We start from the raw sequence: 23494 nt of genomic DNA on the forward strand, positions 1-23494 counted from the left end.
ACCACCGGAGCGCTTCGCGGCCTCCTCAACCACCGGGGATCGGGGCGAGCGCGCCGCGCCCCAGGCCGAGCATGCCCTCGACGGCGTGGCCGATGCGCGAGCCGCGGTCGGTCGCGTCCTCCCAGCGCACGAGCGCGTGCGCGTTGAGGCCGTCGATCATGCCAAGCAGCTGCCAGGCCACGGATGCCGCGTCGTCGGTCTCGAACTCCCCCGCTTCGACGCCCGCCTGCACGATGCCCTGCACAAACCTTCGCCAGTCGTCCATCTCCTCGCGCACGCGCTGCGCGAGGGCCTCGTTCCGGCGGCCGAGTGCCCACGCCTCGACCCAGATCACGGTGACGTCGTCGCGCGTGCCGTCGAGGAGCGTGTCGAGCAGGTTCGCCAGCCGCGCGCTCGGCATCGGCAGGGGACCCACCAGATCTTCGAGCTCCGCGAGCTCGGCCGCGACGATCGCGCCGAAGGTGTTCGCGACGAGGGCGTCCATGTTCGGCTCGTAGTGCGCGACGAGGGCGGGGGCCACGTCGATGCGCGCGGCGACGCTGCGGAGCGTCACGGCGTAGAGGCCGTGTTCGAGGGCGACGGCGCGCGCGGCATCCGTGATCTCGGCGGAGCGCTCTGCGGGCGACTTGCGTGCGGCCTTCTTGCGAGGGGGTCTTGACATCGTGACCTCAGTGTAGGTAGCGTCCTTGCAACTTATTGATCGTGTGATCAATAATAGGTCGGGTCACCGGCCGAGTCCAGAGATCGCCTCGAGCGATCGAAACCGGAGAGTCCTCAACGATGAGCCAGCACACCCCCGACCCCAGCGCGGCAGCGTCGCCGCACGCGTCGGCCGCGGCATCCGACCGCGCCGGCCACATCGAGACCCACGGCGTCGACGTCATCCCCGACGTCGAGCGCCACGGCCGCCCGCGCGAGCTGTTCTGGATCTGGATGAGCGCCAACGTCGTCTACCTCTACTTCGTGCTCGGCGGCGTGCTCATGCTGCTCGGCCTCTCGATCTGGGAGGCGCTCGCGATCACCGTGGTCGGCAACCTGTGGTGGGCGGCCGTCGGCTGGCTCGCCGTGAGCGGGCCCGCGTCGGGCACGCCGAGCGTCACCGTGATGCGCGCGATGTTCGGCATCCGCGGCAACCGCGTCTTCGGCGGCGGCCTCGGCGTCGCGATCGGCCTCTTCTACGAGATCATCAACATCGCCGTCGCGACGCTCGCCGCCAACGCGCTGCTCGGGCTCATCGGCATCGACGTGTCGGGCGGCCTCGGCTGGGTCGTGCTCGTCGTCGTCGCCGCGCTGAGCTTCGTGCTCAGCGTCTACGGCCACGCGACGATCACCAAACTGTCGCCGTACTTCTCGGCCGCGCTCGCCGTCGCGTTCATCGTGCTCGCGGTGTTCGTGTTCCAGGCCGCCGACTTCACGTACCGGCCGGCACCGCTGCCCGACGGCGACCACTGGGCCATGGTGCTGCTCGGCTACGCCATCGTCGCCTCCGGCCCGCTCTCGTGGGGCACCGGCGCCGACTACGCCCGGTATCTGCCGCGCGACACCCCGAAGCGCAAGGTCGCCCTGTGGACCGCGCTCGGCGGGTTCATCCCGGCCGTGCTCATCGGCACCCTCGGCGTGGCCGCCGGCACCGCGATCGACATGACCGATCCGCAGCTCACCATCGGCGAGATCGTGCCCGGGTGGTTCACGCCGGTCTTCCTCGCGATCGTCGTGCTCGGCAGTATCACGAACAACGTGCTCGTCGCGTACTCGACCGGCCTCTACGCGCAGGGCCTCGGCATCAGGGTCTCCCGCGCCGCGACCGTGATCATCACGGGCGTGCTCGCCACCGCTGCCGCCGGCTGGTTCGTCTACCTCGCGCCGAGCTTCCTCGACACGCTCAACGCGTCGCTCGAGCTCAGCGTCACCGTGCTCGGACCGCTCGTCGCCATCTACGCGGTCGACATCCTGCTGCGCCGCAACCGCTACGACGGCGTCGCGCTCAGCGACGAGCGCCGCGGCAGCCCGTTCTGGTACAACGGGGGCGTGTTCTGGCCCGGCGTCATCACCATGGTGGTCGGCACCACGCTCGCCGTGCTCATGGCCAACACGACCCTCTACGTCGGCCCGATCGCGGCCGCACTCGGCGGCGCCGACCTCTCGGCCGTGGCCGGCCCGTTCCTCGCCGGGGCGCTCTACGCCGTGCTCTGGCTCACGACCTCGCCGTACCGCGACCGAGCGCTCCGCCCCGGTGCGCCGACCGTCGGTCGATTCGAGACATCGGATGCCGCGGCATCCGGAACCCAGCAGGCGGATGCTGCGGCATCCGCCCCCGTCACCATGGAGGTACCCGCATGACCTGGCGCATGCCCGCCGAGACCGCCCCGCACGAGCGCACCTGGATGGCGTTCCCGCGCGAGGGGATCACCCTCGGCGAGTCGACGTCCGACCGCGAGGAGGGCTACGCCGCGTGGACGGCCGTGGCGCACGCCGTGGCCGAGTTCGAGCCCGTGTCGATGCTCGTCGATCCGACCGAGCGCGAGCGTGCGGCGTCGATGCTCGGCGACGGCATCGAGCAGATCGAGGCCCCCGTCGACGAGTTCTGGATGCGGGACCACGGCCCCACCTTCGTCTTCGATGACGAGCGCCCCGGCGTCCTCGGGGCCGTGGACTGGGTGTTCAACGGCTGGGGCGCGCCCGAGTGGTCGGAGTGGCGCAAGTCCGCCGAGCACGCGCGCCTCATCGCCGACCTCGTCGGCGCCGAGACGGTGAGCAGCCTGCTCGTGAACGAGGGCGGCGGCATCCACGTCGACGGCGAGGGCACCGTGCTCGTCACCGAGACCGTGCAGCTCGACCCGCGCCGCAACCCGTACGCGGACCGGGCGCGCGTCGAGGCGGAGCTCGCCCGCACCATCGGCGCGACCCGCGTCGTGTGGCTCTCGCGTGGACTGACCCGCGACTACGACGACTTCGGCACCAACGGCCACGTCGACATCGTGGCGACGATGCCGTCCGCCGGGCGCCTCCTGCTGCACGACCAGCGCGACCCCGAGCACCCCGACCACGAGGTGACCCGCGAGCTCCGCGCCCACCTGGCCGAGCAGACGGATGCCGCGGGCCGCCGCTTCGAGATCCTCGACCTGCCGGCGCCCGAGACGCTCCGCGACGACGAGGGCTTCGTCGACTGGAGCTACGTGAACCATCTCGTCGTGAACGGCGGCGTCATCGCGTGCGGGTTCGGCGAGGCGCGAGCGGATGCCGCGGCGCGCGAGATACTCGAGGCGGCCTACCCCGGGCGGCGGGCCGTCACCGTGGACGCGCGACCGTTGTTCGCCCGTGGCGGCGGCATCCACTGCATCACGCAGCAGCAGCCGGCGGTGACGCGATGAGCGGGTACACCTCCCGGTGGTCGAGTAGCGCCGCCGCAGGCGACTCCCGGTGGTCGAGTAGTGACGCCGCAGGCGACGCGTATCGAGACCCGAACACGTCACGTCTCGATACGCGGCCGGCTGCGCCGGGCGCTCCTCGACGACCGGAGGGGTTCGACGTCGTCGAGGCGTCGATCGCGGAGCTGCGCGCGGCGCTCGAGGACGGGCGTGCGACCAGCGAGTCGCTGACGCGCGCGTACCTCGAGCGGATCGAGGCCTACGACGGGCTGAGCACCGCGACCGCGCTCAATGCGCTCGTCGTCATGAACCCGTCGGCGATCGACGACGCGCGGGCCTCCGACGAGCGCCGCGCCCGCGGGGAGACGCTCGGCCCGCTCGACGGGATCCCGTACACCGCCAAGGACAGTTACCTCGGGCGAGGCCTGACCGCGGCGGCCGGCAGCCCCGCGTTCGAGCACCTCGTCGCGCAGCGCGACGCGTTCACGATCGAGCGGCTGCGCGCCGCCGGCGCCGTGCTGATCGGCCTCACGAACATGCCGCCGATGGCGAACGGCGGCATGCAGCGCGGAGTCTACGGCCGCGCCGAGAGCCCGTACAACGCCGAGTACCTCACGGCGGCCTTCGGCTCGGGCTCGTCGAACGGCTCGGGCACGGCCACCGCGGCATCCTTCGCGGCCTTCGGCCTCGGCGAGGAGACCTGGTCGAGCGGCCGCGCGCCCGCGTCGAACAACGCGCTGTGCGCGTACACCCCCTCGAGAGGTGTCATCTCCGTGCGCGGCAACTGGCCGCTCGTGCCGACCATGGATGTGGTCGTACCGCACACACGGTCCCTGGCCGACCTGCTCGAGGTGCTCGACGTGATCGTGGCCGACGATGCCGAGACGCGCGGCGACTTCTGGCGCGTGCAGCCGTGGGTCGAGATCCCCGCGTCGTCGTCGGTGCGGCCCGAGTCGTACCCGGCGCTGCGGCCGACGGATGCGGCGGCGGCCCGCTCGGCGCTCGCCGGGAAGCGGTTCGGCGTCCCGCGCATGTACGTGAACGACGACGCCGAGGCGGGAACCGCCGACGCGGGTCGCGCCCCGGGCATCGGCGGACCGACCGGGCAGCGCATCGAGACGCGACCCTCGGTGATCGACCTCTGGGAGGCCGCCCGCCGCGACCTCGAGGCGGCCGGCGCCGAGGTCGTGCTCGTCGACTTCCCGGTCGTGTCGAACTACGAGGGGGACCGCCCCGGCGCGCCCACGATCGCGACCCGCGGGCTCGTGAGCCCCGAGTACCTGCACCGCGAGATCGTCGACCTCTCGGCCTGGTCGTGGAACGACTTCCTCGAGGCCAACGGCGACCCCGCGCTCCACTCGCTCGCCGACGTCGACGGCTCGCGGATCTTCCCGCAGCCCGAGGGCGCCCTGCCCGACCGGTACACCGGCTTCGACGACGACATCGCCGAGTATCCCGACTGGGCTCGCGCGAACCCGGGCGCGACGTTCGCCGACATGCCCGAGCTCGAGGGGGGACTCCGCGGCCTCGAGGAGACCCGGCGGATCGACCTCGAGCAGTGGATGGACGACCTCGGCCTCGACGCCGTGGTGTTCCCGGCGGTCGCGGACGTCGGTCCGGCCGACATGGACGTGGTCGAGGCATCCGCCGACCTCGGCTGGCGCAACGGCGTGTGGGTCGCGAACGGCAACCTCGTGCCGCGGCACCTCGGCATCCCGACGGTCACGGTGCCCATGGGCACGATGGCCGACATCGGGATGCCGGTGGGGCTCACCTTCGCCGGACGCGCGTACGACGACAACGCGCTGCTCGCGCTCGCCGCGGCCTTCGAGGCGACGGGATCGCGCCGCACCGAGCCGCCGCGCACGCCGAGGCTCTGAGGGCTGGCTACCCTGACGGCATGGCGGTCAGCCGGTCCCGCACGGCGGTCTACGCGCGACGGCGCAAGCGACGCATGGCGCGCGTCACGCACGACCTCAGCGACGCGCAGTGGGCGGCGCTGACCGCCGAGTGGCAGGGATGCGCCTACTGCGGGGCGTCCGATCGCGCCCTGCAGCGCGACTGCGTGCTGCCGATCTCGCGCGGCGGGCGCTACACGCTCGAGAACGTCGTGCCGGCGTGCGGATCGTGCAATGCGAGCAAGTGCAACGACGAGGTCACCTCGTGGCTGCGCCGCAAGAAGCTCGACGAGCGCTCCTTCCTGCTCAGGCAGCGAAAGATCGCGCTGGCGCTCATGGCGCGGTTCGCGGGCCCGGATGCCGCGGCGACCTGACACGCCACCCCGCCCGCACTCGCCGGCCTGACCCCCGATCCGGTGCGAAGGGTACTCCTGCCGCGGGACCTTCGACTGGTCGGCCTCCCAGCCGCCGTTCCTACGCTGGCGATGGACGGACCGGCCGAGAAGGGTTCCCGGCTCCGCGTCCGCCCGGGGAGGACCCACCATGGCCACGTACGACGTGGGAGGACGCTCGGCGATCGTGACGGGCGCGGGCAGCGGCATCGGCCGTGCGATCGCGCTCCTGCTCGCCGCGAACGGCGCGTCCGTGATCGTGAACGACCTCGACGAGGGGCACGCGAACGCGGTGGTCGACGAGATCCGGGCGGCCGGCGGCACCGCCGAGGCATCCGTCGGCGACGTCACGGATGCCGCGTGGATCGCGTCGTCGATCGAGCAGGCGAACGCGCTCGCCCCGCTGAAGATCGCGGTGAACAACGCCGGCGTCGGCGGACCGTCCGCGCTCATCGGCGACTACCCCGACGACGGCTGGGACACGGTCATCGGCGTCAACCTGAGCTCGATCTTCCACAACCTGAAGGCGCAGCTGCCCGCGATCGCGGCGAACGGCGGCGGCGCGGTCGTCAACATCGCCTCCATCCTCGGCAGTGTCGGATTCGCGACCTCCTCGGCCTACGTCAGCGCGAAGCACGGACTGGTCGGCCTCACGAAGAACGCCGCGCTCGAGTACGCCGACCAGGGGGTGCGCGTGAACTCCGTCGGTCCGGGCTTCATCAAGACCCCGCTGCTCGACGCGAACCTCGACGAGGCGACCATGCAGTTCCTCGTCACGAAGCACCCGATCGGACGCCTCGGCGAGGCCGGCGAGGTCGCCGCGCTGGCGGCGTTCCTCGCGAGCGACGCCGCGAGCTTCATCACGGGCAGCTACCACCTCGTCGACGGCGGCTACACCGCCGTCTGACGCCCCGGGCTCGGGCGGATGCCGCAGCGCATCATGCGCGGCACCCGCCCACCCGAGTTCCGTCGTGGAGTCACAGCGGCCGGGATCGCGCGATGAGGTCGTCGATCCGCTCGGGGCGGTACAGTCGGACAGCGGTAAGCGAGGTCACCGTAACCGGCTCCCCGAGGATCGACCGCGCGATGCCCGCGAGCACCACGACGGCTCCGCTGCCGTCCTCCAGGCGGGTGTCGACCAGGAGTTCGACGGGATCCGGTCGGTCAGCGCCCCATTCGAACTCGTCGTCGATCACGCCACCGGACTCCGGCGACTCGATCATGACCCGCACATCTGTTCCGCCGCGGGTGGCGAACTCGCGGATCAGCCGTCCCCGACTCAACGCGAGCCGATTCCGGATCGGCAGATCCTCGAACGTCATCGCCGAGGCACCGGAAGCCGCCTCCGCGCTGACTGCGCCGCCGGCGGCTCGTGACAGCTGCGCTTCCGCGTACTCCGCGACCGCCTCCCGCACCACCGCCTTCTTCGGCAGGTCCATGAAGTACGCCAACTGCGCGATTCGCCGGTCGGTGGCCACATCGATCTTCACTGCCCGCTCGACTGCGCTTCGTGACCCAGTCATGGCGCTGAGTCCTCTCTCGATGCATCGGGGTCACCGAACATAGTTCTCGCGGGGAACTCGGTACCGAAGTTCCGAAGTTCCGAAGTTCCGGGGCTTCTCGGGGGAAACACTCCCACCTCGCCGGCCCGGCGAGCGCGGGCGAAGCCGACGCAGTGATGCGCCGCTCGGGTCGGCTGGGTGTCGAGGACGGGTCGTCGGCGATCGGAGGGGGCCCGGAAGTTCGCCGGCTTGTGTGGGATGGGGGCGCGCCGGGCGACGGTGCAGGACGAGGCGTGAGCCGGAGGTCCGGGATGGGGGCGCGGTATGGGCGCGTCAACCGACGGTGACCGAGCGCTCGTCGAGGCCGGTGGCGCCGTCGGGCACGACGCCCTGCATGTCGGAGGTCTGGACCTCGCCGTCGGCGTCGGTCGCGCGGACGCGGAGGGTGTGGGTGCCGGATTCGGCCTCCCAGTCGAAGCGCCACTGCACCCAGGTGTCGATCGAGATCGCCTCGGCGAGGGTCGCCGGCTGCCACGGCCCGTCGTCGACCTGCACGTCGACGGCGGCGATGCCGACGTGCTGGTGCCAGGCGACGCCGGCGACCGTGATCGTGCCGGCCGTCAGCTGCTGGCCGCCGCGCGGGACGTCGATGCGGCTCTGCAGCTTGATCGGGCCCTTCGCGCTCCAGCCGCGGTCGGTCCAGTAGGCGGATGCCGCGTCGAACCGCGTGACCTCGAGGTCGACCACCCACTTCGTCGCCGAGACGTAGCCGTAGAGCCCGGGCACGACCATGCGGACGGGGAACCCGTGCTGCGCCGGCAGCGGCTCGCCGTTCATGCCGACGGCGAGGATCGCGTTCCGGTCGTCCTGCAGCACCGCGAGGGGGGTCGACGCGGTGAACCCGTCGACGCTGCGCGAGAGCACCATGTCCGCGTCGGCACTCGGGTTCGCCCGGGCGAGCAGCTCGCGGATCGGATACCCGAGCCAGACCGCGTTGCCGATCAGGTTGCCGCCGACCTCGTTCGAGACGCAGGCGAGGGTCGTCACGCTCTCCTCGAGCGGGAGGGCGAGGAGCTCGTCCCAGGTGAGCGTGACCTCCTGGTCGACCATGCCGTGGATGCGGAGGCTCCACGTCTCGGGGTCGACCGCGGGCACCGCGAGGGCGGTGTCGATCCGGTAGAACTGCTCGTTCGGCGTGACGACCGGGGTCAGGCCCTCGATGTCGAGCTCGGCGCCGGAGGGAACGGTGGCGTTCGTCGTCGGCTTCGGCAGCGTGATCGTGTCGCGGATCGCCGTGACCGCTCGCGTGCCCGCCTGCAGGGCGTAGCCGCCGACCGCCGCGAGCACTCCGAGCGCCGCGGCCCCGCCGGCCCAGCCGAGGAAGCGCCGCCGGTCGATGCCCTCTGGGCGCTTCGCGGGCGGCGCGGCATCCGTCGATGGAAGCCGGGTCACCAGGAACTGGAGCGTGATCACCGACGCGACGGCCGCGAGCGCGGGCGGTGCGAACGCGAGCAGCGGCGCGTTCGCCCGGGTCATCGCGGCGACGACGCCCACGAGCCCCAGGGCGCCGAAGAGGACCCGCCCCCAGGGTGGACGTCGCACCTCGAGCACGCCCGCCGCTCCGGCGACGGCGAGCAGCACGATCGCGATGCCGGTGAGCAGCGCGACCTTGTCGGCAGTGCCGAACAGCCCGATCGCTGCATCCTTCGCCCACGGCGGGGCGAGGTCGATGAGCAGCGATCCGACGACGACGAAGGGACTCGCCTCGGGGGCGAGGATCGCCGCCGCGAGCTCGCCGACGCCGGCGCCGAGGGCCACGGATGCCACGCCGGCCATCGCGGGGAGCACCCAACCCCGCGCGCGACCGGTCGTCGTGGGCATGCGACCAGCGTATGTCGGCCAGGCTGCGCGTCGACTCGGAAGTTTCGCGCCTGTGGATGAGCGATGAGCGGTGGCGCTCAGCCCGCCGCGCACGCCGCCATGAACGCGGCCGCGCGCGGGGCGAGCGACGCCCCGATCTCGGCGGCCGGCCGCTTGTGCCCCTTCACCTCGAACGAGTGGTTCGCGTCCTCGATCCACTCGAGCGTCGCGGCCGGTCCGATGCGGGCGACGACCTCGTCGAGCTGCTCGTTGGGGATGGCGAACGGGTCGTTGCGCCCCTGCAGGAACAGCATCGGCGCCGTGATGCCGGGCAGGTGCTCGTCGCGCGCCTTCTCGGGACGGCCGGGCGGGTGCAACGGATAGCCGAGGTAGATGAGCCCGGCGGCCGGCATGCCGTCGGCGACGGCCATCGACGCCATGCGCCCGCCGAACGACTTTCCCGACGCCCAGATCGGCTCGTTCGCGCCCCCGGCGCTCCCGGCTCCGCCGGCCCGCTCCGCAGCGGCGGCGAGGGCCGCGCGCCACGTCGCGATCGCGACGGGCGGCCGGTCGGGGAACCGCCGCTTCGCCTCGCGGTACGGGAAGTTGAAGCGGAGCGTCGCGTAGCCCAGGTCGTGCATCGCCCGGGTGAAGCCCGACATGAACGGATGCTCCATGCCCGCGCCGGCGCCGTGCGCCACGACGATCGTGGCCGCGGCATCCGCCGGGCGCGAGTAGACCCCCGACACGGGCGTGCCGTCGACGTCGATCGTGAGGGCGGTCTCTGGCGAGGTCGACGCGGTCATGCCCCCATGCTGCCGCATCGCACGGGCGTCAGGGCATGCCCTTCCCGGCGCGACGGGCCGCCCGCCGCCGCTCGATCGCGGCATACCAGCGGAACATCTGCGGCATGAGCCAGTACGCCGCGATCGGGACGACGATGAGCGTCACGACGAAGGCCCGCAAGACGGGATGCCACTCGGCGATCACCGGGGCGAGCACGGTGCCCACGATGGCGACGAGCGGGAAGATCGTGAGCCACACGATGAGGGCGCTGACGTGGATGTTCGGCGGCTTCGGCCGCGGGGGCGTCGGCGCCGGATCCACCGGCGTCTCGGAGTTCGGCACGGACGACCCGTGCTCGGGAGGTGTCACGGTCATGTGTTCGGCTCCGCGACGAGGGCGAGGCCTTTGGGATGCGGTCGAGCCGCCGGAGGCGACCAACCGCCTCCATTGTCCCTCCGACGTCACTGCTCCGCTAGGACTCGGCGGGTCCGCTCAGACTCCGCGGCTCCGCTAGGAGCTGAAGACCTCGAAGATGCCGCCCACCCCGTCGAGCACCGCACCCGTGCCGTCGACGAGGTCGCCGACGGCGGCCGTGAGCTGCACGGCGCCGCCCGCGGCATCCAGGGCCACCGCGACGTCGCTGAGCACGTCGACCGCGCCGAGGACGTCGAGATCGGAGGTCGCGAGCTCGTCGTGCTGGAGCTTGAGCTGCCGGATCCACTCGCGCTCGAGCCCGAACAGCACGGCGTAGGGGAGCAGGCGCTCGTGCAGGTGGTACCGCGAGAGCGCCGGATCCTCGCCGTCGGTCGCGACGAGGTCGGCCCCCGTCGGCGACTGCAGCACCCGCAACCGGTCGGCCTCGGCGAGCTCGAGGTACTGCCGCAGGCCGTCGAGGTGCTCGCGCCGCGGGCGCGCGGGCGGCAGGAACCGGCGCCAGGACGGGGGTGTGACCACGATCGTGGCGATCGTGGCCGCGAGCGCGACGACCGTCAGGCCGAGTGACGCCCCGTCGCCGTCGATGAGCGCGAAGACGATCAGCAGCGCCTCGACGAGCATGCCGAGGTACGCGAGGCTGCGCAGGGTGACCCCCGGCCAGGTCGTGCGGCGCGGGGCGATGAGCCCTTCCCGGGCGAGCGCGTGCTCGGCGTGCTGCACGAGGATGCGGAGCCGCCCGGCGAGCGCACGCCGGTCGGCGGAGAATCGCCGCACCCGTCCGGGCGTGTGGTCGGCGCCGAACAGGGCCTCGAGCAGCGTGAGCTCGTCGGCCGTGAACACGACGTTCGGCAGGACCTCCACGCCGACCGGCTCGCGCTTCGAACCGGCGAGCAGCCGCACCTTGCGCTTCACCGCGAGGTCGATGAGCATCGCGGATGCCGCGCGCCGATCGGCGTCCACGAGCAGCGCGTCGTGCAGCACCGTCGACCCGCGCTGCGGCGCGTACTGCACGATGAGCCCCTTCACCCGCTGCGCGGCGATCCCACGGGCGACGAAGCCGAGCCCGAGGATGAGGAACGCAGGAGCGATCGCAAGAGCGATGACGGCGGGGAGCACGCGCCCAGTCTAGGGATGCGGTCGCAACCGGTGTCATGGCGTTGACATCGGCGGCATCCGTTCGGCCCGCGCGCGGCCGGCGCCCGCGCTACCAGCCCTCGGCGAGCACCCGGTCGAGCGTGTCGACGAAGAAGTCGGCCGAAGTCCGGTCGATGCACAGCGGCGGCTTCGTCTTCAGCACGTTCTGGTGGTCGCCCGTGGGCTGCATGACGATGCCGAGCTCGAGCAGCCGGTCGCAGATCGCGCGGGTCTCCTCGGCGGCGGGTTCGAGCGTCACGCGGTCGCGCACGAACTCGACGCCGAGGTACAGGCCGAGGCCGTGCACGGCGCCGATGAGCGGATGCCGCGTGGCGAGCTGCTGGAGCCGGCCCTTCAGGTGCGCGCCGACCTCGGCCGCGTTGCGCTGCAGCCCCTCGTCGCGGAACGCGTCGAGCACCGCGAGGCCGGCTACGCTCGAGGCCGGGCTGCCGCCCGTCGACGAGAAGAAGTAGCCCTGCGTGCGGAAGCGCGCGGCGATCTCGCGCGTCGTGATGACGGCGCCGAGCGGGTAGCCGTTGCCGGCGGCCTTCGCCACGGCGACGATGTCGGGCACGACGCCCTGCTGCTCGAAGCCCCAGAACCACTCGCCGAGGCGCCCGTAGCCGGCCTGCACTTCGTCGGCGATCGCCAGCCCGCCGGTCTCGCGCACGGCCGCGTACACCTCTTCGAGGTAGCCGTCGGGCAGCGGGATGCCGCCGGCGTTGCCGTAGAACGTCTCCGCGATGAATGCTGCGGGCAGCCGACCGGATGCCGCGAGCTCCCGGATGCTGCGAGCCGCCTCGGGCGCGTAGCGCGCGGCATCCGTGCCCCGGTGCAGCCCGCGGAACGGGTTCGGCGCGTCGAGGACGTGCACCCAGTCGGGACGGGTCGCGAGCGCGTTCGGGTTGTCGGCGACCGAGGTGGACACGGCGTCGGAGCCGTACGTCCAGCCGTGGTAGGCCTCGAGGATCGACACGACGTCGCGTCGTCCGGTGGCGGCGAGTGCGACGCGGATGGCGAGGTCGGTCGCCTCGGAGCCCGAGTTCACGAGGAAGACGGTGTCGAGCGGATCGGGCAGCAGGGCCGCGAGCCGCTCGGAGAACTCGACGACGGCGCCGTAGTTGAAGCGCGAGTTCGTGTTCAGCGTGCGCAGCTGCCTCGCTACCGCTGCCGCGAGCTTCGGGTGCCCGTGGCCCAGTGGCGTCACGTTGTTGACCATGTCGAGGTACACGCGTCCATCGGTGCCGACGAGGTGCTCGCGCCACCCGCGTTCGATGCGCGGCGGCGCCTCGTAGTAGTGCCCCTGCACCTCGGCGAACGCGCGGTCGCGGCGTTCGATGAGCGCCGCGGCGTCCCTTTCCGCGTTCGCATCCGGTGGTTGAGGAGCGCCCGGCGGAGCCGGACGCGTATCGAGACCCTTCCCGAGACCCAACAGCTCCGCGGGATCCCCCGACACCCCGAGCCACCCCGCCGCATACTCCGGCCGCACGAGGTGCGGAACCCTGGGCCCCTCTGCCCGCTCGAGCCGGATCCGGTGACGCGTTCGCGCCAGCATGTGCCCGTCGACGATGCGCACGCCGTCGGCGGCCTCAATCACGAGCCGAACTCCCTCAGGCGCGACGAGGTGTTGCGGCTCCGCGAACCACACGTCGATCCCGGTCGGGATCGTCGCCGACGAGGTCGTCGAGTGCGTCCGGCTCGCCGTGAGGCGCGGCGTGCCGCGGTCGAGCCATGCGACGGATGCCCCGGCGTCGAGCGCCGCGAGCGCGAGCCGATCCTCGAGCTCGGTGTCGAGCCACGCGCCCGCGTCGACGTCATCGGAAGTGATCGAGACGTCGAGGAGCGCCGCCCTCCGGTCGTCGAGTAGCGCCGCCGGAGGCGACGCGTATCGAGACGCCTCGTGTTCCGGTCTCGATACGGGTCCGGCTCCGCCGGGCCCTACTCGACCACCGGACATGCCCAGCGCGTCGGCGATCACGGCCGTCATGACCTCCGTCGGCAACGAGACGGCCTCCTCGAAGATGCGCCATTCGCGGTCGATGCCGCTGGCGGCATATGCGTTCTCGCCGCCGTCGAGCTGCACCTGGTGCTCGCCGCTCACGACGAGCACGGCGCCGCGCAGCACGACGATCGGCCAGATCGCGGCGACCTCCTCGGTCGAGAGCGGCCGCAGCTCATGGAACGCCCGGATCGCGGGTAGCACGGCCACGGGCTCGGCACCCGCGTGGTGCAGCAACGACGAGATGGTGATCGCCAGTTCGGCGACCGCCCAGCTGCGGGTCACGTCGCCGAAGTCGATGATCCCGTCGGGCAGGCGGATCCCGCGCTCGGTCGTGCACACGACGTTGTCGTCGGTGAGGTCGAGGTGCACGGCCTGGAGCGGAAGGGCGGATGCCACGACGACGAGGTCGGCCCAGGCGGCGGCCGCGGCATCCGTCACCTGTCGTCGCTTCGTGGGGTCGGGGTGGTGCGGCGACAACAGGTCGACGACGCGGTCGGCGTGCCGCGGATCCCACTGGAGCACGCGGTCGAGCCCGTCGTGGTCGAAGTCCGCGAGGGCGAGGCTCGTGCGGGCGGCGAGCTCGCCCATGCGCGCGACGGTCGTCGGCGAGAGGTACGCGCCGCCCGTGAGCGTGCCGCCGTCGAGGTGCTCGATGATTCGGATGCTGAGCGGGCCCTCGCTCGTCTCGGCGACGGCCGAGCGAGATGAGCCCACGGCATCCGTCGTGGTGGTCGCGATGCGCACGGCGGGTGCGCTCACGGCGATGCAGTCGGCGGCCGCCTCTTGCGCGGCGAGCTCGGTCGCCGTGAACGCCGGGTTCGTGATCTTCACGACGCCGACCGGCTCGCCGTCGACGCGCGCGAGGAAGTTCTGGTCCTGCTGGCTGCCGAGCGGCGAGAGCTCGGCATCGATCCCCCAGCGCTCGCGCACGATCGACGCGACCTCGTCGGCGGGGAGGTTCGGAGCCGGCAGCTCGCCCGCCCCGAAGAAGTCGAACCCTCGCACGCCCGCGCTCTCCTGCGACATCCGCGCCCCTTTCCGCTCTCGACGATAGCCAGCCCGGCCGCTCGCCATCGATCGCCGCCATGGCGAGCGGACGGCCCGTCGATCGACGCCCCGGCCCGCGGCCGACAGGCGTGGCGGGGTGGTCGATGCTCGATGGCCCTCCCGCTACAGCATGACGGCCGTGCGCTCGAGCGTCGCAAGCCGATCCCGCCCGAAGAGCCGCAGCCCGGTCGCATCGGTGAACTCGACTGGAGCATCGAGCAGGCGCTGCAGCTCCACCGTCGCATCGAGGTGGCGCCACGCCGCGCCCACGAGGTCGCTCGTGACGAGCAGCTCGACGACCTGCGATGCGCGACCTTCGGCGAGTTCGCCGATCAACCGAACGTCGCTCGCGCCGGATCGCTCCACCACGGCGACGATCTCCCGCCGCATGACGAGAACGCGCTCACGCAGGTCGAGCGCCAGGAGGTCTCCGCCGACCTCGGCGAGCCGTCGCCCATCCTCCAACGCCCCCGAGGCGGCCGAGGATCGTCGGCTCGATGCCTCCACGCCGCGGGCGAGCGTCTGCGCGTGCAGGTCGGCGAACACGAGGACGGCATCGCGCAGCACTCGCTTCCTCGTTCGCCCGAGCGCGTGTGCCAGGTCGCCGACGAGCCTCCCGATCTCGTCGTCGACACGGACCGTGCGGTCGCTCATCCGCTCCTCCGTCTCATCCGCTCCGAACGTACGTCCGGTGTATTGGGAGACCGGCCGGCTCCGAGGAGAGGCCTGGGACTCTCGGCCGAGGGCGACCTGTGGAGGAGAGGTGGGAGACGGTGGGGCTCGGTCGGAGACCAGGCGATCCACCCGGGTCGGCCGTGCGTCGCATCGGAGCGACCGTTTCCGTGCGGAGCGCCGCGTGGCGTTGTGGCGTTGTGGCGTTGTGGCGGGGCATTCCGGAAGACGAACTGATTCGACGCGGCCCAGCCGTCAGCGACGGTCGGGTCACTCCTCGGCGCCGAGCTCCTCGCGGATGCGGCGGAGGTCCTCCATGAGGGAGCCGACGAGGATCCAGTGGGCGGTCTTCGGCGCCGCGATGACGAGGGCCGAGGTGAGGGCCGGGGTCTCGGAGGTCAGCGGCTCGGGCTCGGGCTCGGCGACGCGAGCGGCGAGGCGGACGTCGTGGGCGACGCGGCGCAGCTGCTCGGCGATGGCGCGCACGGTCGGCTCATCGTGGAGGCTGGCGTCGTAGTGGTCGGCGAAGGCGCGGGTCATGCCGATGAGCTGCGTGACGATCGGGCTGAGCTGCTCGAGCAGTTCGCGCAGCTGGGCGAGCTCCTCGCGGTGGGCGGAGCGCCGCGGGTTGAGGGTGAGCGACTCCTGACCGTCGTCGATCGCGGCGTCCGCGGCATCCCGCATCGGGCGCAGCAGCCGCGCCTCGATCATGAGCGACTCGAGCTCGGCCGGGGTGCGACGAGTCTCGAGGGCGTGGGCGAGTCGGTCGACGGATGCCGCGAGCTCGCCGCCGAGGCGGGCGAGGGCGTCGCGCGCCGGCGCGACCGTGACCGGCGGCACGATGAGCGCGTTGATGATGATGCCGATCGCCGCGCCGATCAGCGTCTCGAGCACGCGATCGAGCGCGTACTCGGGCGAGGAGGCGCCCAGGGCGAGCACGAGCATCGCGCTGATCGCGACCTGGTTCGAGGTGCCCGGGGTCATCTTCAGCGCCCAGGCGACGAGCATCGCGATGACGATGGCGACGAGGATGACCCACGTGTTCTGCCCGAAGACGAGCGCGATGCCCGTGGCGATGATCACGCCGAGGATGACGCCGATCGAGCGTTCGACCGCCTTGCCGAGCGACTGGTTCACGCTCGGCTGCACGACGAGGAGGGCCGCGATCGCCGCGAACACCGGGAGCGGTCCCGGGATGAGCCAGCCGGCGACGAGCCAGGCGGCGATCGTGGCGACCGCCGACTTCAGGACCTGCAGGATCGGGACGCGCTTGGTTGCCCGGAACGTCGCCGTGATGCCCATGCCCTCAGGCTAGCCCGGTGGTCGAGGAGCGCCCGGCGGACGGCCGCCGGTGGTCGAGGAGCGCCCGGCGGAGTCGGACGGCCGCCGGTGGTCGAGTAGCGCCCGGCGGATCCGGACGCGTATCGAGACCCTCGTGCCGCGTCTCGATACGCGTCGCGCTCCGCGCGGCGCTACTCGACGACCGGTTCGTCGGCCTCCGCCCGGCGCTACTCGACGACCGGTTCGTCGCGCTCCGCGCGGCGCTACTCGACGACCGGTCAGGCGAGACCAGCGAGCGCGTCGGCGATCGAGTCCTCGCCCGACACCACCTCGAACTGCGTGCGCGAGGCCGCGCCGGTCTCGAGCAGCGATGCGATGATCGCCGCGACGTCGGCGCGGGGGATCCGTCCGCCGCCGGGCACGACGTCGGAGGCGTGGATGCGCCCGACGCCGGGATCGTTCGTGAGGGAGCCCGGCCGGACGATGGTCCAGTCGAGGTCGCGCGAGCGGATCGAGGCATCCGCTTCGCTCTTCGCCCGCAGGTAGAGCTGGAAGATGTCCTGCGAGTCGGGGTCGAACCGGTCGGTGGCGATGGCCGAGATCACGATGAGCCGCGGGACACCGGCTGCTTCGGCGGCGTCGGCGAGCAGGATCGCGGCGTCGCGGTCGACGGTGAACTTGCGTTCGGCGGTCGAGCCGGGTCCAGCGCCGGCGGCGAACACCGCGGCATCCGCGTTCTTCAGCACCTGGCCGACCTCGTCGACGGATGCGTCCTCGAGGTCGAGCACGACGGCGGCCGCGCCGGTGGCGTCGACGTCGTCGCGGTGGTCGGGATTGCGGATGATGGCGATCGGTTCGTGCCCGGCTTCGACGAGCAGGCGTTCGAGGATGAGGGCGATCTTGCCGTGGCCTCCGGCGATGACGACGCGCATCCCCCGAGTATCCCACCGGTGGTCGAGGGGCGCCCGACGAAGTCGGACCCCGGTGGTCGAGTAGCGCCCGACGAAGTCGGACGCGTATCGAGACCCGTGTCCGACCTCGATACGCGTCGTCGCTTCGCGCCGGCGCTACTCGATCACCGGGTTCGGCGTCGGAGGCCCCCGATAGCGTTGGCGCATGACGTCGCTCGCAGCCGATATCGCCCGCCTCGGCGTGGAGTTCTGGGAGTGGCGGGACGCCACGTCCTTCCGCACGTCCGACGACATCCCACGCGTCGACCGGCCCGACGGCTGGCTGCCGCGGTTCGATCCGGCGGCGATCGACGAGTTCCGCCTCGAGCTCGAGGGCTTCGCCGCGCGCTGGCGGGCGATCGACGACGAGGGCGTCGGCGCGCTGCAGATCTCCGACCAGGTCGACCACCGGTTGCTCGGCGCCGCGCTCGCGCGCGTGCGCTGGGAGCTCGACGTGCTGCGCAACCAGGAGCGCGACGCCGTGTTCCTCTCCTCCCAGGTGCTCGGCCCGTGGTTCGACCTGCTGCTCGCGCCGCCGCCGTTCGACGCGCGGCGGCAGTCCGACCTCGTGCGCGTGCTCGAGGCGATCCCAGCGGGCGTCGACCAGGCGATCGCGAACCTCGAGCGCGCCGGCGTCGCGACGCTCGCCCGTGTCGCGGCTGCCGAGCTCGACGACATCGGCGCCCGGCTCGCTCGCTCGGTCGAGGCGGTCCGCCCGCTGACGGATGCCGCGACCGCCGCCGCGCTCGCCGCAGCCCAGCCCGCCGCGAGCGACGCGCTCGAGCGCTACCGCGAATGGCTCGTGGCCTCCGCCGGCCGGCTCGGACCCGACGTGATCGTCGGACGCGACGCGTTCACGTGGTACCTGCGGCACGTGGCGCTCGTGACCGCCGAGCCCGAGGAGCTCGTGCGCGCGGCCATGCAGGACTACCGGCGCAGCCTCGTGGCGGAGCTCGTGACGCGCACGCGCTTCCGCGGGTTGCCCGAGGCCGAGCTCCCCGCGTCCGCGGAGGCCCAATCGGCCGACCAGGCCGACCTCGAGCTGGAGGTCCGCGCCTTCACCGAGGCGGCGGGCCTGCTCAGCCAGCCCGAGTCGCTGCGCCGATACCTCTACGCGCCGACGCCCGACTACCTCGAGCCGCTCGCGTTCCTCGGAGTCAATGACGACCTCACGAGCATCCGCCGGGTCGACGAGCACGCGACCTCGTTCGTGCCCGAGCCGTCGCCCGACCTGCCGTACTTCGCCGCCGCGAGCGCGCGCGACCCGCGGCTCGGCATCATCCACGAGGGCGCCCACAGCCAGCAGCTCGCGCTCTCGTGGGTGCAGCCGAACCCGATGCGGCGTCACTTCATCGACTCGGTCGCCAACGAGGGCATCGCGCACTACAACGAGGAGCTGATGCTCACGGCGGGCCTCTTCGCCGACGCGCCGCACTCGCAGGCGATCGTGCACAACTTCGTCCGGCTGCGCGCGCTGCGCGTCGTCGTCGACGTGAACCTCGCGACGGGCGCGTTCAGCCTCCCCGAGGCCATCGACTTCTTCGTGCGCGAGGTGCCCATGGACGTCGGCACCGCGACCGAGGAGACCTCGTACTACGTGGCGACGCCCGGCCTCGCGATGGCGTACCACGTCGGCAAGCAGGAGGTGCTGCGACTCGTGACGGATGCCGCGGTCGCGGCCGTCGCCGACGGGCGCGAGCTCTCCGTGCGCGACGTGCACGACTTCGTGTGGCGCAACGGCAACGTGCCGCTGTCGCTGCAGCGCTGGGAGCTGCTCGGCGATCGCAGCGACGTCGACCTCCTCGACGCCGCGGGTCGCTGGGATGAGACGATCTAGTCCCGCACCAGCCCCTGCCGCACCAGGCTCTCGGCCGAGGCGAGGATCGATTCCTTGTTCGAGCGCGGATGCCAGTCGAGCATCCGCTCGGCCTTCGCGTGCGAGGTGTACGGCCGGCGGCCGAGCTGCGGCAGGATCGCGCGCAGGTCGGGGTTGAAGCGGGCGGCCACCCGCACGACCCAACTCGGCACCGTGCGCGTCGGCACGTGTCGTGCCGCGTCCCCGAGGTTCTCATGCAACATGGCCGCGAGTTCCCGGAACGGCACCGGATCGCCCGCGACCGCGAGGAACCGCTCGCCCGCGGCATCGGGGTGCGTCATGGCGGCGAGGTGCAGCGCGGCGACGTCGCGCACGTCGACGGCGTTCGTCGCGGCATCCGGGATGCCGCGCACCTCGCCGTTGAGGAAGGTGAGCATGAGCTGCAGCGACGCCGAGAGGTCGCGGCCGAGCGTCGGACCGAAGACGGCGACCGGGTTGACGACGGCGAGCTCGAGGTCGGGCGCCTCGCGGTCGATGAAGTCCCAGGCGGCGCGCTCGGCCACGGCCTTCGATCGCACGTACGGCGTGAGGCGCTCGTCGCTCGGGTCGGTCCAGTCGTCCTCGGTGTACGGCCGGTCGGGACGCGGCGCGCCGTAGCCGACGGCGGCGAACGACGAGGTGAGGACGACGCGTCGCACCCGCGCGTCGCGGGCCGCCCGCAACGCGCGCACGGCGCCGTCGCGGGCCGGCACGATGAGCTCGTCGGGATCCTTCGGCTGTGTCGGCGGGAACGGCGAAGCGACGTGGAGCACGTACGTCGCACCCGCCGCCGCCTCGAGCCAGCCGTCGTCGCGCTGCAGGTCGAGCTCGACGAACTCGACGCCCGCGGCATCCGCGCCGCCTTCGGCCACCATGGCGCGCACCTCGTCGGCCCGCGCGAGCGACCGCAGGCTGGTGCGGACGCGGTACCCCGCTTCGAGGAGCTGCACGATGCAATGCACGCCGATGAAGCCGGAACCGCCGGTCACGAGCACGAATTCGTCGCTCATACGGACATCTTGCTCCCGTCGCGGCATCCGTGTCACAGTTCGGGAGGCCGCCCGGTCGGAGCTTCTGAACGGGGTGGCGGATGCCCCGACGGAAGGGATCATCGTGAAGATCGTCATCATCGGCGGAACCGGGCTCATCGGGTCGAAGGTCGCGCAGCGGCTCACCGCGCAGGGACACGAGGTCGTGGCGGCCTCGCCGAACACCGGGGTGAACACGCTCACGGGCGAGGGGGTCGCCGAGGCGCTCGAGGGCGCACAGGTGGTGATCGACGTGTCGAACTCGCCGTCGTTCGCGCCCGACGACGTGCTCGCGTTCTTCGTGACCTCGACGAACACGCTCCTCGCGGCCGAGCAGGCGGCGGGCGTCGCGCACCACGTCGCGCTGTCGATCGTCGGCTCGGTCGGCCTGCCCGACAGCGGCTACATGCGCGCGAAGGTCGCGCAGGAGCGGCTCATCCGCGACGGCGGCGTGCCGTACTCGATCGTGCACGCCACCCAGTTCTTCGAGTTCGGCAAGGCCATCGCCGACGGCGCGACCGAGGGCGACACGGTGCGCATCGCGCCCGTGAAGTTCCGGCCGATCGCGTCCGACGACGTGGCCGACGCCGTGGCCGCGGTCGCGACGGGCGAGCCCGTGAACGGCGACGTCGAGATCGCCGGGCCCGAGGAGTTCCGCTTCGACGAGTTCATCGCCGGTGCACTCGCGGCGCGCGGCGACGAGCGCACCGTGGTCGCCGACCCCGAGGCCGAGTACTTCGGCACGAAGCTCGACGACGGTTCCCTGGTGCCGGCGGATGCCTCGACGGCGCGCCTCGGCTCGACCACGTTCGAGCAGTGGGCGGCGGCGCAGGCCTCGGCTCCCACTCGCTGACGTCGAGCGGGCGCCGGCGCACCTCGCGAGCGTCGCCGGCGCCCGGATGCCGCGGCTAGACTCCGCGCATGCCAGAGCAGGCCGACCCGACCCTCGTGACCGACGCCGACCTCGAGTGGCTGCGCCGGTGCACCGCCCTCGCGGGCGACGCGCGCACGCGCACCGACCACCCCTTCGGGTCGGTCGTGGTCGCCGCCGACGGCCGTGCGGTGGAGGCCATGAACACCGTGGTCACGACGGGCGACCCGACCGGTCACGCCGAGACGAACGCGGTGCGCGCGGCGTCGCAGGTGCTCACGTCCGAGGAGCTCGCCACGGCGACGCTCTACACGAGCACCGAGCCCTGCGCGATGTGCGCCGGCGCGATCTACTGGAGCGGCATCGCCCGCGTCGTCTACGCCCTCTCGGAGTCGGGGCTGCGCGACCTCGTCGCCGCGCAGGAGGGCGTGCCGACCCTGGAGCTGCCGTGCCGCGAGGTCTTCGCGCGGGGTGGTCGCCCGATCGCGGTGGCCGGTCCGGCCGAGCTGCCCGAGGCGACCGACGTGCACGTGGGGTTCTGGGTCTGAGCGATCGCGTACGCTCTCGTCGTGGTCGATTTCCGAGACGAGGCGGCGCCGGTCGCGCCCGTGGCGCCCGACGCGCCGCCCGCCGCGCCCGACGCGAACGTCGCGCCCCCGGCATCCGCCGCCCGTGAGCGCACCGGGGGTCGCGTCGCGCGCGCGATCTTCGTCGGCGTCTACCTCGCCTCGTTCTTCGTCGGCGCGGTGGTGTTCGCGGTCACCGGCGGGATCGACCCGGTCGTCGCCACCTGGGCCAACCTCACGATCGTGGTCGTCTTCGCGGCCGTCGGCAGCTGGGTGTACCGCGACACCTGGGTCCGCAGCTTCCGGCTGACGCGGGAACGCCCGTGGGTGACGTTCGCATTGTTCGTGGCGGGCCTCGTGTCGATCTTCGTGCTGCCGACCATCGTCAGCCTCGTGGTGCTCCTGCTCGGCGGAAGCCCGACCGGGGTGAACCAGGCGCAGCTCGTGGCCGCCCTCGGCGGCGCGGACACCTGGTGGGTCATCGCGCTCGCCGCGGTCGTGTTCGGGCCGATCGTGGAGGAGCTCGTGTTCCGGGAGGCCCTCGCCTGGCGCCCGCGGCACCGCCTCCCGGCGTGGCTGCTCATCGTCGGCTCGAGCCTGCTCTTCGGCCTCTGGCATCTGAAGGACGTCGCCGACCTCGTCTCGGTGCTCGTCTACGCGAGCATGGGGCTCGTGCTCGCCGGCACGATGTGGCTGACGCGCGGCAGCCTCCTCGTCGCCGTGCTCGTGCACTCGCTGCGCAACCTCGCGAGCGTCGTGCTGCTGCTCGCGCTCGCCGCCTGACGCGACCGCGAGCGCGCTCAGCGCCGCGGGATCGTCGACCCGCGGATCACCAGCCGCACCGGCAGGTGGTCGACGACGGCGTCGGGGGCCTCGCCGTCGATCGCCTCGAAGATGCGCATGGCGGCGGCCCGGCCGAGCTGCTGCAGGTTCGCGTCGATGCTCGTCAGCTCGGGGCGCGAGTTCGTGGCGAGCACCTCCCAGTTGTCGTAGCCGATGACCGCGATGTCCTCGGGCACCCGCTTGCCGAGGTCGCGCAGCGTGTCGAGCGCGCCGCGGGCGATCTGGTCGGACGCGCAGAAGATCCCGTCGATGTCGGGATGCTGCGAGAGCAGCAGCGCCGACGCGTCGCGACCCCAGTGCTCCGACCACTCGGAGAACAGCACGTCGCCCACGAGCTCGAGCCCGGCGTCGGCGAGGGCCGCCCGGACGCCCACGGCGCGGTCCTGCGCCGCCGCGTAGGTCGGGTCGCCGCTGATGTGGGCGATGCGCCGCCGCCCGGTCGCGATGAGGTGCTCGACGGCGAGGCGGCCGCCGGCGACGTTGTCGGGCGTGACGGAGACGTCCGTCGGGTCGTCCGACGGCGCGTAGGCGTAGACGACGGGGACCGGGATGTCGTGCCCGAGCGAGGGGCGCGGGTCGGTCTGCCGCCCCACGACGATGATGCCGTCGACGCGGCGGTTGAGCAGCGCCCGGAGGTGGTGCTGCTCGCGGATCGCGTCGCCGCGGGCGTCGCAGAGGAACACGTTCACCTGCCCGGCGCCGAACGCGTCCTCTGCGCCCATGAGGATCGGGATCACGAAGCGGCCCTCGAGGTCGCTCGTGAGGAGGCCGACGGTGCCGGTGCGGCCGGCGATGAGGCTGCGCGCGAGCTCGTTCGGCGTGAACGACAGTTCCTCGGCGGCGGCGATGACGCGCTTGCGCGTGGCGGGCGCCACCTGGTCGCGCCCGTTGATGGCCTTCGAGGCGGTGGCGAGCGACACCCCCGCGAGGCGCGCGACGTCGCTCAGCGTGGCCGCCCGGCCGCCGGGGGAGTCTGTTCGAGCCATCCGTGTCGCCCTTCCGAC

Annotated in this window: 21 protein-coding genes; 9 read left to right on the forward strand and 12 right to left on the reverse strand. The window is 72.5% G+C overall.

Translation table 11 applies throughout. The features are described from left to right. Positions 1 to 25: 25 nt before the first annotated feature. Entirely contained in the window at positions 26 to 661 is a 636-nt protein-coding gene (locus tag ACFVN5_RS04130) for a TetR/AcrR family transcriptional regulator (protein ID WP_376953395.1), read from the reverse strand. Between the two features lie 119 nt (positions 662 to 780). On the opposite strand from ACFVN5_RS04130, the gene ACFVN5_RS04135 reads away from it, so the two are divergent. From ACFVN5_RS04135 to ACFVN5_RS04155, 5 genes are all read left to right on the forward strand, one after another. Further along, the gene (locus ACFVN5_RS04135; protein ID WP_376953396.1) at positions 781 to 2340 is read left to right on the forward strand and encodes a purine-cytosine permease family protein; all 1560 of its coding nucleotides are present in this window, start codon (positions 781 to 783) and stop codon (positions 2338 to 2340) included. Continuing rightward, positions 2337 to 3371 carry an agmatine/peptidylarginine deiminase gene (locus ACFVN5_RS04140; protein ID WP_376953397.1) on the forward strand — a complete coding sequence of 345 codons (1035 nt, stop codon included), beginning with the start codon at positions 2337 to 2339 and terminating at the stop codon, positions 3369 to 3371. The genes ACFVN5_RS04135 and ACFVN5_RS04140 overlap by 4 nt, the downstream gene beginning before the upstream one ends. After that, positions 3368 to 5248 carry an amidase gene (locus ACFVN5_RS04145; RefSeq protein WP_376953398.1) on the forward strand — a complete coding sequence of 627 codons (1881 nt, stop codon included), beginning with the start codon at positions 3368 to 3370 and terminating at the stop codon, positions 5246 to 5248. The genes ACFVN5_RS04140 and ACFVN5_RS04145 overlap by 4 nt, the downstream gene beginning before the upstream one ends. 20 nt (positions 5249 to 5268) lie before the next feature. Next, positions 5269 to 5640, forward strand: a complete 372-nt coding sequence (locus ACFVN5_RS04150; protein WP_376953399.1) for an HNH endonuclease — start codon at positions 5269 to 5271, stop codon at positions 5638 to 5640. Between the two features lie 169 nt (positions 5641 to 5809). Further along, positions 5810 to 6565 carry an SDR family NAD(P)-dependent oxidoreductase gene (locus tag ACFVN5_RS04155; protein WP_376953401.1) on the forward strand — a complete coding sequence of 252 codons (756 nt, stop codon included), beginning with the start codon at positions 5810 to 5812 and terminating at the stop codon, positions 6563 to 6565. Between the two features lie 70 nt (positions 6566 to 6635). On the opposite strand, the gene ACFVN5_RS04160 is transcribed toward ACFVN5_RS04155, so the two are convergent. The 9 genes from ACFVN5_RS04160 to ACFVN5_RS04200 all read right to left on the reverse strand — a co-directional run bounded on the left by ACFVN5_RS04160 (position 6636) and on the right by ACFVN5_RS04200 (position 17309). Further along, positions 6636 to 7148 carry a hypothetical protein gene (locus ACFVN5_RS04160; protein WP_376953403.1) on the reverse strand — a complete coding sequence of 171 codons (513 nt, stop codon included), beginning with the start codon at positions 7146 to 7148 and terminating at the stop codon, positions 6636 to 6638. A gap of 345 nt (positions 7149 to 7493) precedes the next feature. After that, complete coding sequence (locus ACFVN5_RS04165) at positions 7494 to 9041, reverse strand: molybdopterin-dependent oxidoreductase (RefSeq protein ID WP_376953405.1); 1548 nt, start codon at positions 9039 to 9041, stop codon at positions 7494 to 7496. 77 nt (positions 9042 to 9118) lie between these two features. Continuing rightward, positions 9119 to 9826 carry an alpha/beta family hydrolase gene (locus ACFVN5_RS04170; protein WP_376953406.1) on the reverse strand — a complete coding sequence of 236 codons (708 nt, stop codon included), beginning with the start codon at positions 9824 to 9826 and terminating at the stop codon, positions 9119 to 9121. A gap of 28 nt (positions 9827 to 9854) precedes the next feature. Continuing rightward, positions 9855 to 10181: a hypothetical protein gene (locus ACFVN5_RS04175; RefSeq protein WP_376953407.1), complete on the reverse strand. Its 327-nt coding sequence runs from the start codon at positions 10179 to 10181 to the stop codon at positions 9855 to 9857. A 135-nt stretch (positions 10182 to 10316) separates the two neighbouring features. Then, entirely contained in the window at positions 10317 to 11357 is a 1041-nt protein-coding gene (locus ACFVN5_RS04180; protein ID WP_376953408.1) for a DUF2207 family protein, read from the reverse strand. A gap of 88 nt (positions 11358 to 11445) precedes the next feature. Continuing rightward, a complete protein-coding gene (locus ACFVN5_RS04185) occupies positions 11446 to 14403 on the reverse strand; it encodes an aminotransferase (RefSeq protein ID WP_376953410.1) in 2958 nt (985 codons plus the stop codon). Positions 14404 to 14547: 144 nt separating this feature from the next. After that, positions 14548 to 15078, reverse strand: a complete 531-nt coding sequence (locus ACFVN5_RS04190; protein ID WP_376953411.1) for a hypothetical protein — start codon at positions 15076 to 15078, stop codon at positions 14548 to 14550. Between the two features lie 288 nt (positions 15079 to 15366). Continuing rightward, positions 15367 to 16398 (reverse strand): aromatic acid exporter family protein, encoded by a 1032-nt coding sequence (locus tag ACFVN5_RS04195; protein WP_376953413.1) that lies wholly within the window; start codon positions 16396 to 16398, stop codon positions 15367 to 15369. 257 nt (positions 16399 to 16655) lie between these two features. Beyond that, complete coding sequence (locus tag ACFVN5_RS04200) at positions 16656 to 17309, reverse strand: NAD(P)H-binding protein (RefSeq protein ID WP_376953415.1); 654 nt, start codon at positions 17307 to 17309, stop codon at positions 16656 to 16658. 184 nt (positions 17310 to 17493) lie between these two features. Between ACFVN5_RS04200 and ACFVN5_RS04205 the strand changes: the two genes are divergently transcribed. After that, the gene (locus ACFVN5_RS04205) at positions 17494 to 19164 is read left to right on the forward strand and encodes a DUF885 family protein (RefSeq protein WP_376953416.1); all 1671 of its coding nucleotides are present in this window, start codon (positions 17494 to 17496) and stop codon (positions 19162 to 19164) included. Here the strand turns inward: ACFVN5_RS04205 and ACFVN5_RS04210 are convergent. Next, the gene (locus ACFVN5_RS04210; protein ID WP_376953417.1) at positions 19161 to 20192 is read right to left on the reverse strand and encodes an NAD-dependent epimerase/dehydratase family protein; all 1032 of its coding nucleotides are present in this window, start codon (positions 20190 to 20192) and stop codon (positions 19161 to 19163) included. The genes ACFVN5_RS04205 and ACFVN5_RS04210 overlap by 4 nt on opposite strands. Positions 20193 to 20295: 103 nt before the next feature. On the opposite strand from ACFVN5_RS04210, the gene ACFVN5_RS04215 reads away from it, so the two are divergent. The 3 genes from ACFVN5_RS04215 to ACFVN5_RS04225 all read left to right on the forward strand — a co-directional run bounded on the left by ACFVN5_RS04215 (position 20296) and on the right by ACFVN5_RS04225 (position 22430). Next, positions 20296 to 21063 (forward strand): SDR family oxidoreductase, encoded by a 768-nt coding sequence (locus ACFVN5_RS04215; protein WP_376953418.1) that lies wholly within the window; start codon positions 20296 to 20298, stop codon positions 21061 to 21063. A gap of 68 nt (positions 21064 to 21131) precedes the next feature. Further along, positions 21132 to 21629 carry a nucleoside deaminase gene (locus ACFVN5_RS04220; RefSeq protein ID WP_376953420.1) on the forward strand — a complete coding sequence of 166 codons (498 nt, stop codon included), beginning with the start codon at positions 21132 to 21134 and terminating at the stop codon, positions 21627 to 21629. 21 nt (positions 21630 to 21650) lie between these two features. Beyond that, positions 21651 to 22430, forward strand: a complete 780-nt coding sequence (locus ACFVN5_RS04225; RefSeq protein WP_376953421.1) for a CPBP family intramembrane glutamic endopeptidase — start codon at positions 21651 to 21653, stop codon at positions 22428 to 22430. A gap of 17 nt (positions 22431 to 22447) precedes the next feature. Here the strand turns inward: ACFVN5_RS04225 and ACFVN5_RS04230 are convergent, their stop codons facing one another. Further along, the gene (locus tag ACFVN5_RS04230; RefSeq protein ID WP_376953422.1) at positions 22448 to 23476 is read right to left on the reverse strand and encodes a LacI family DNA-binding transcriptional regulator; all 1029 of its coding nucleotides are present in this window, start codon (positions 23474 to 23476) and stop codon (positions 22448 to 22450) included. Between the last annotated feature and the right edge of the window lie 18 nt (positions 23477 to 23494).

This window comes from Agromyces sp. NPDC057865 (assembly GCF_042796995.1).
GTDB lineage: Bacteria > Actinomycetota > Actinomycetes > Actinomycetales > Microbacteriaceae > Agromyces.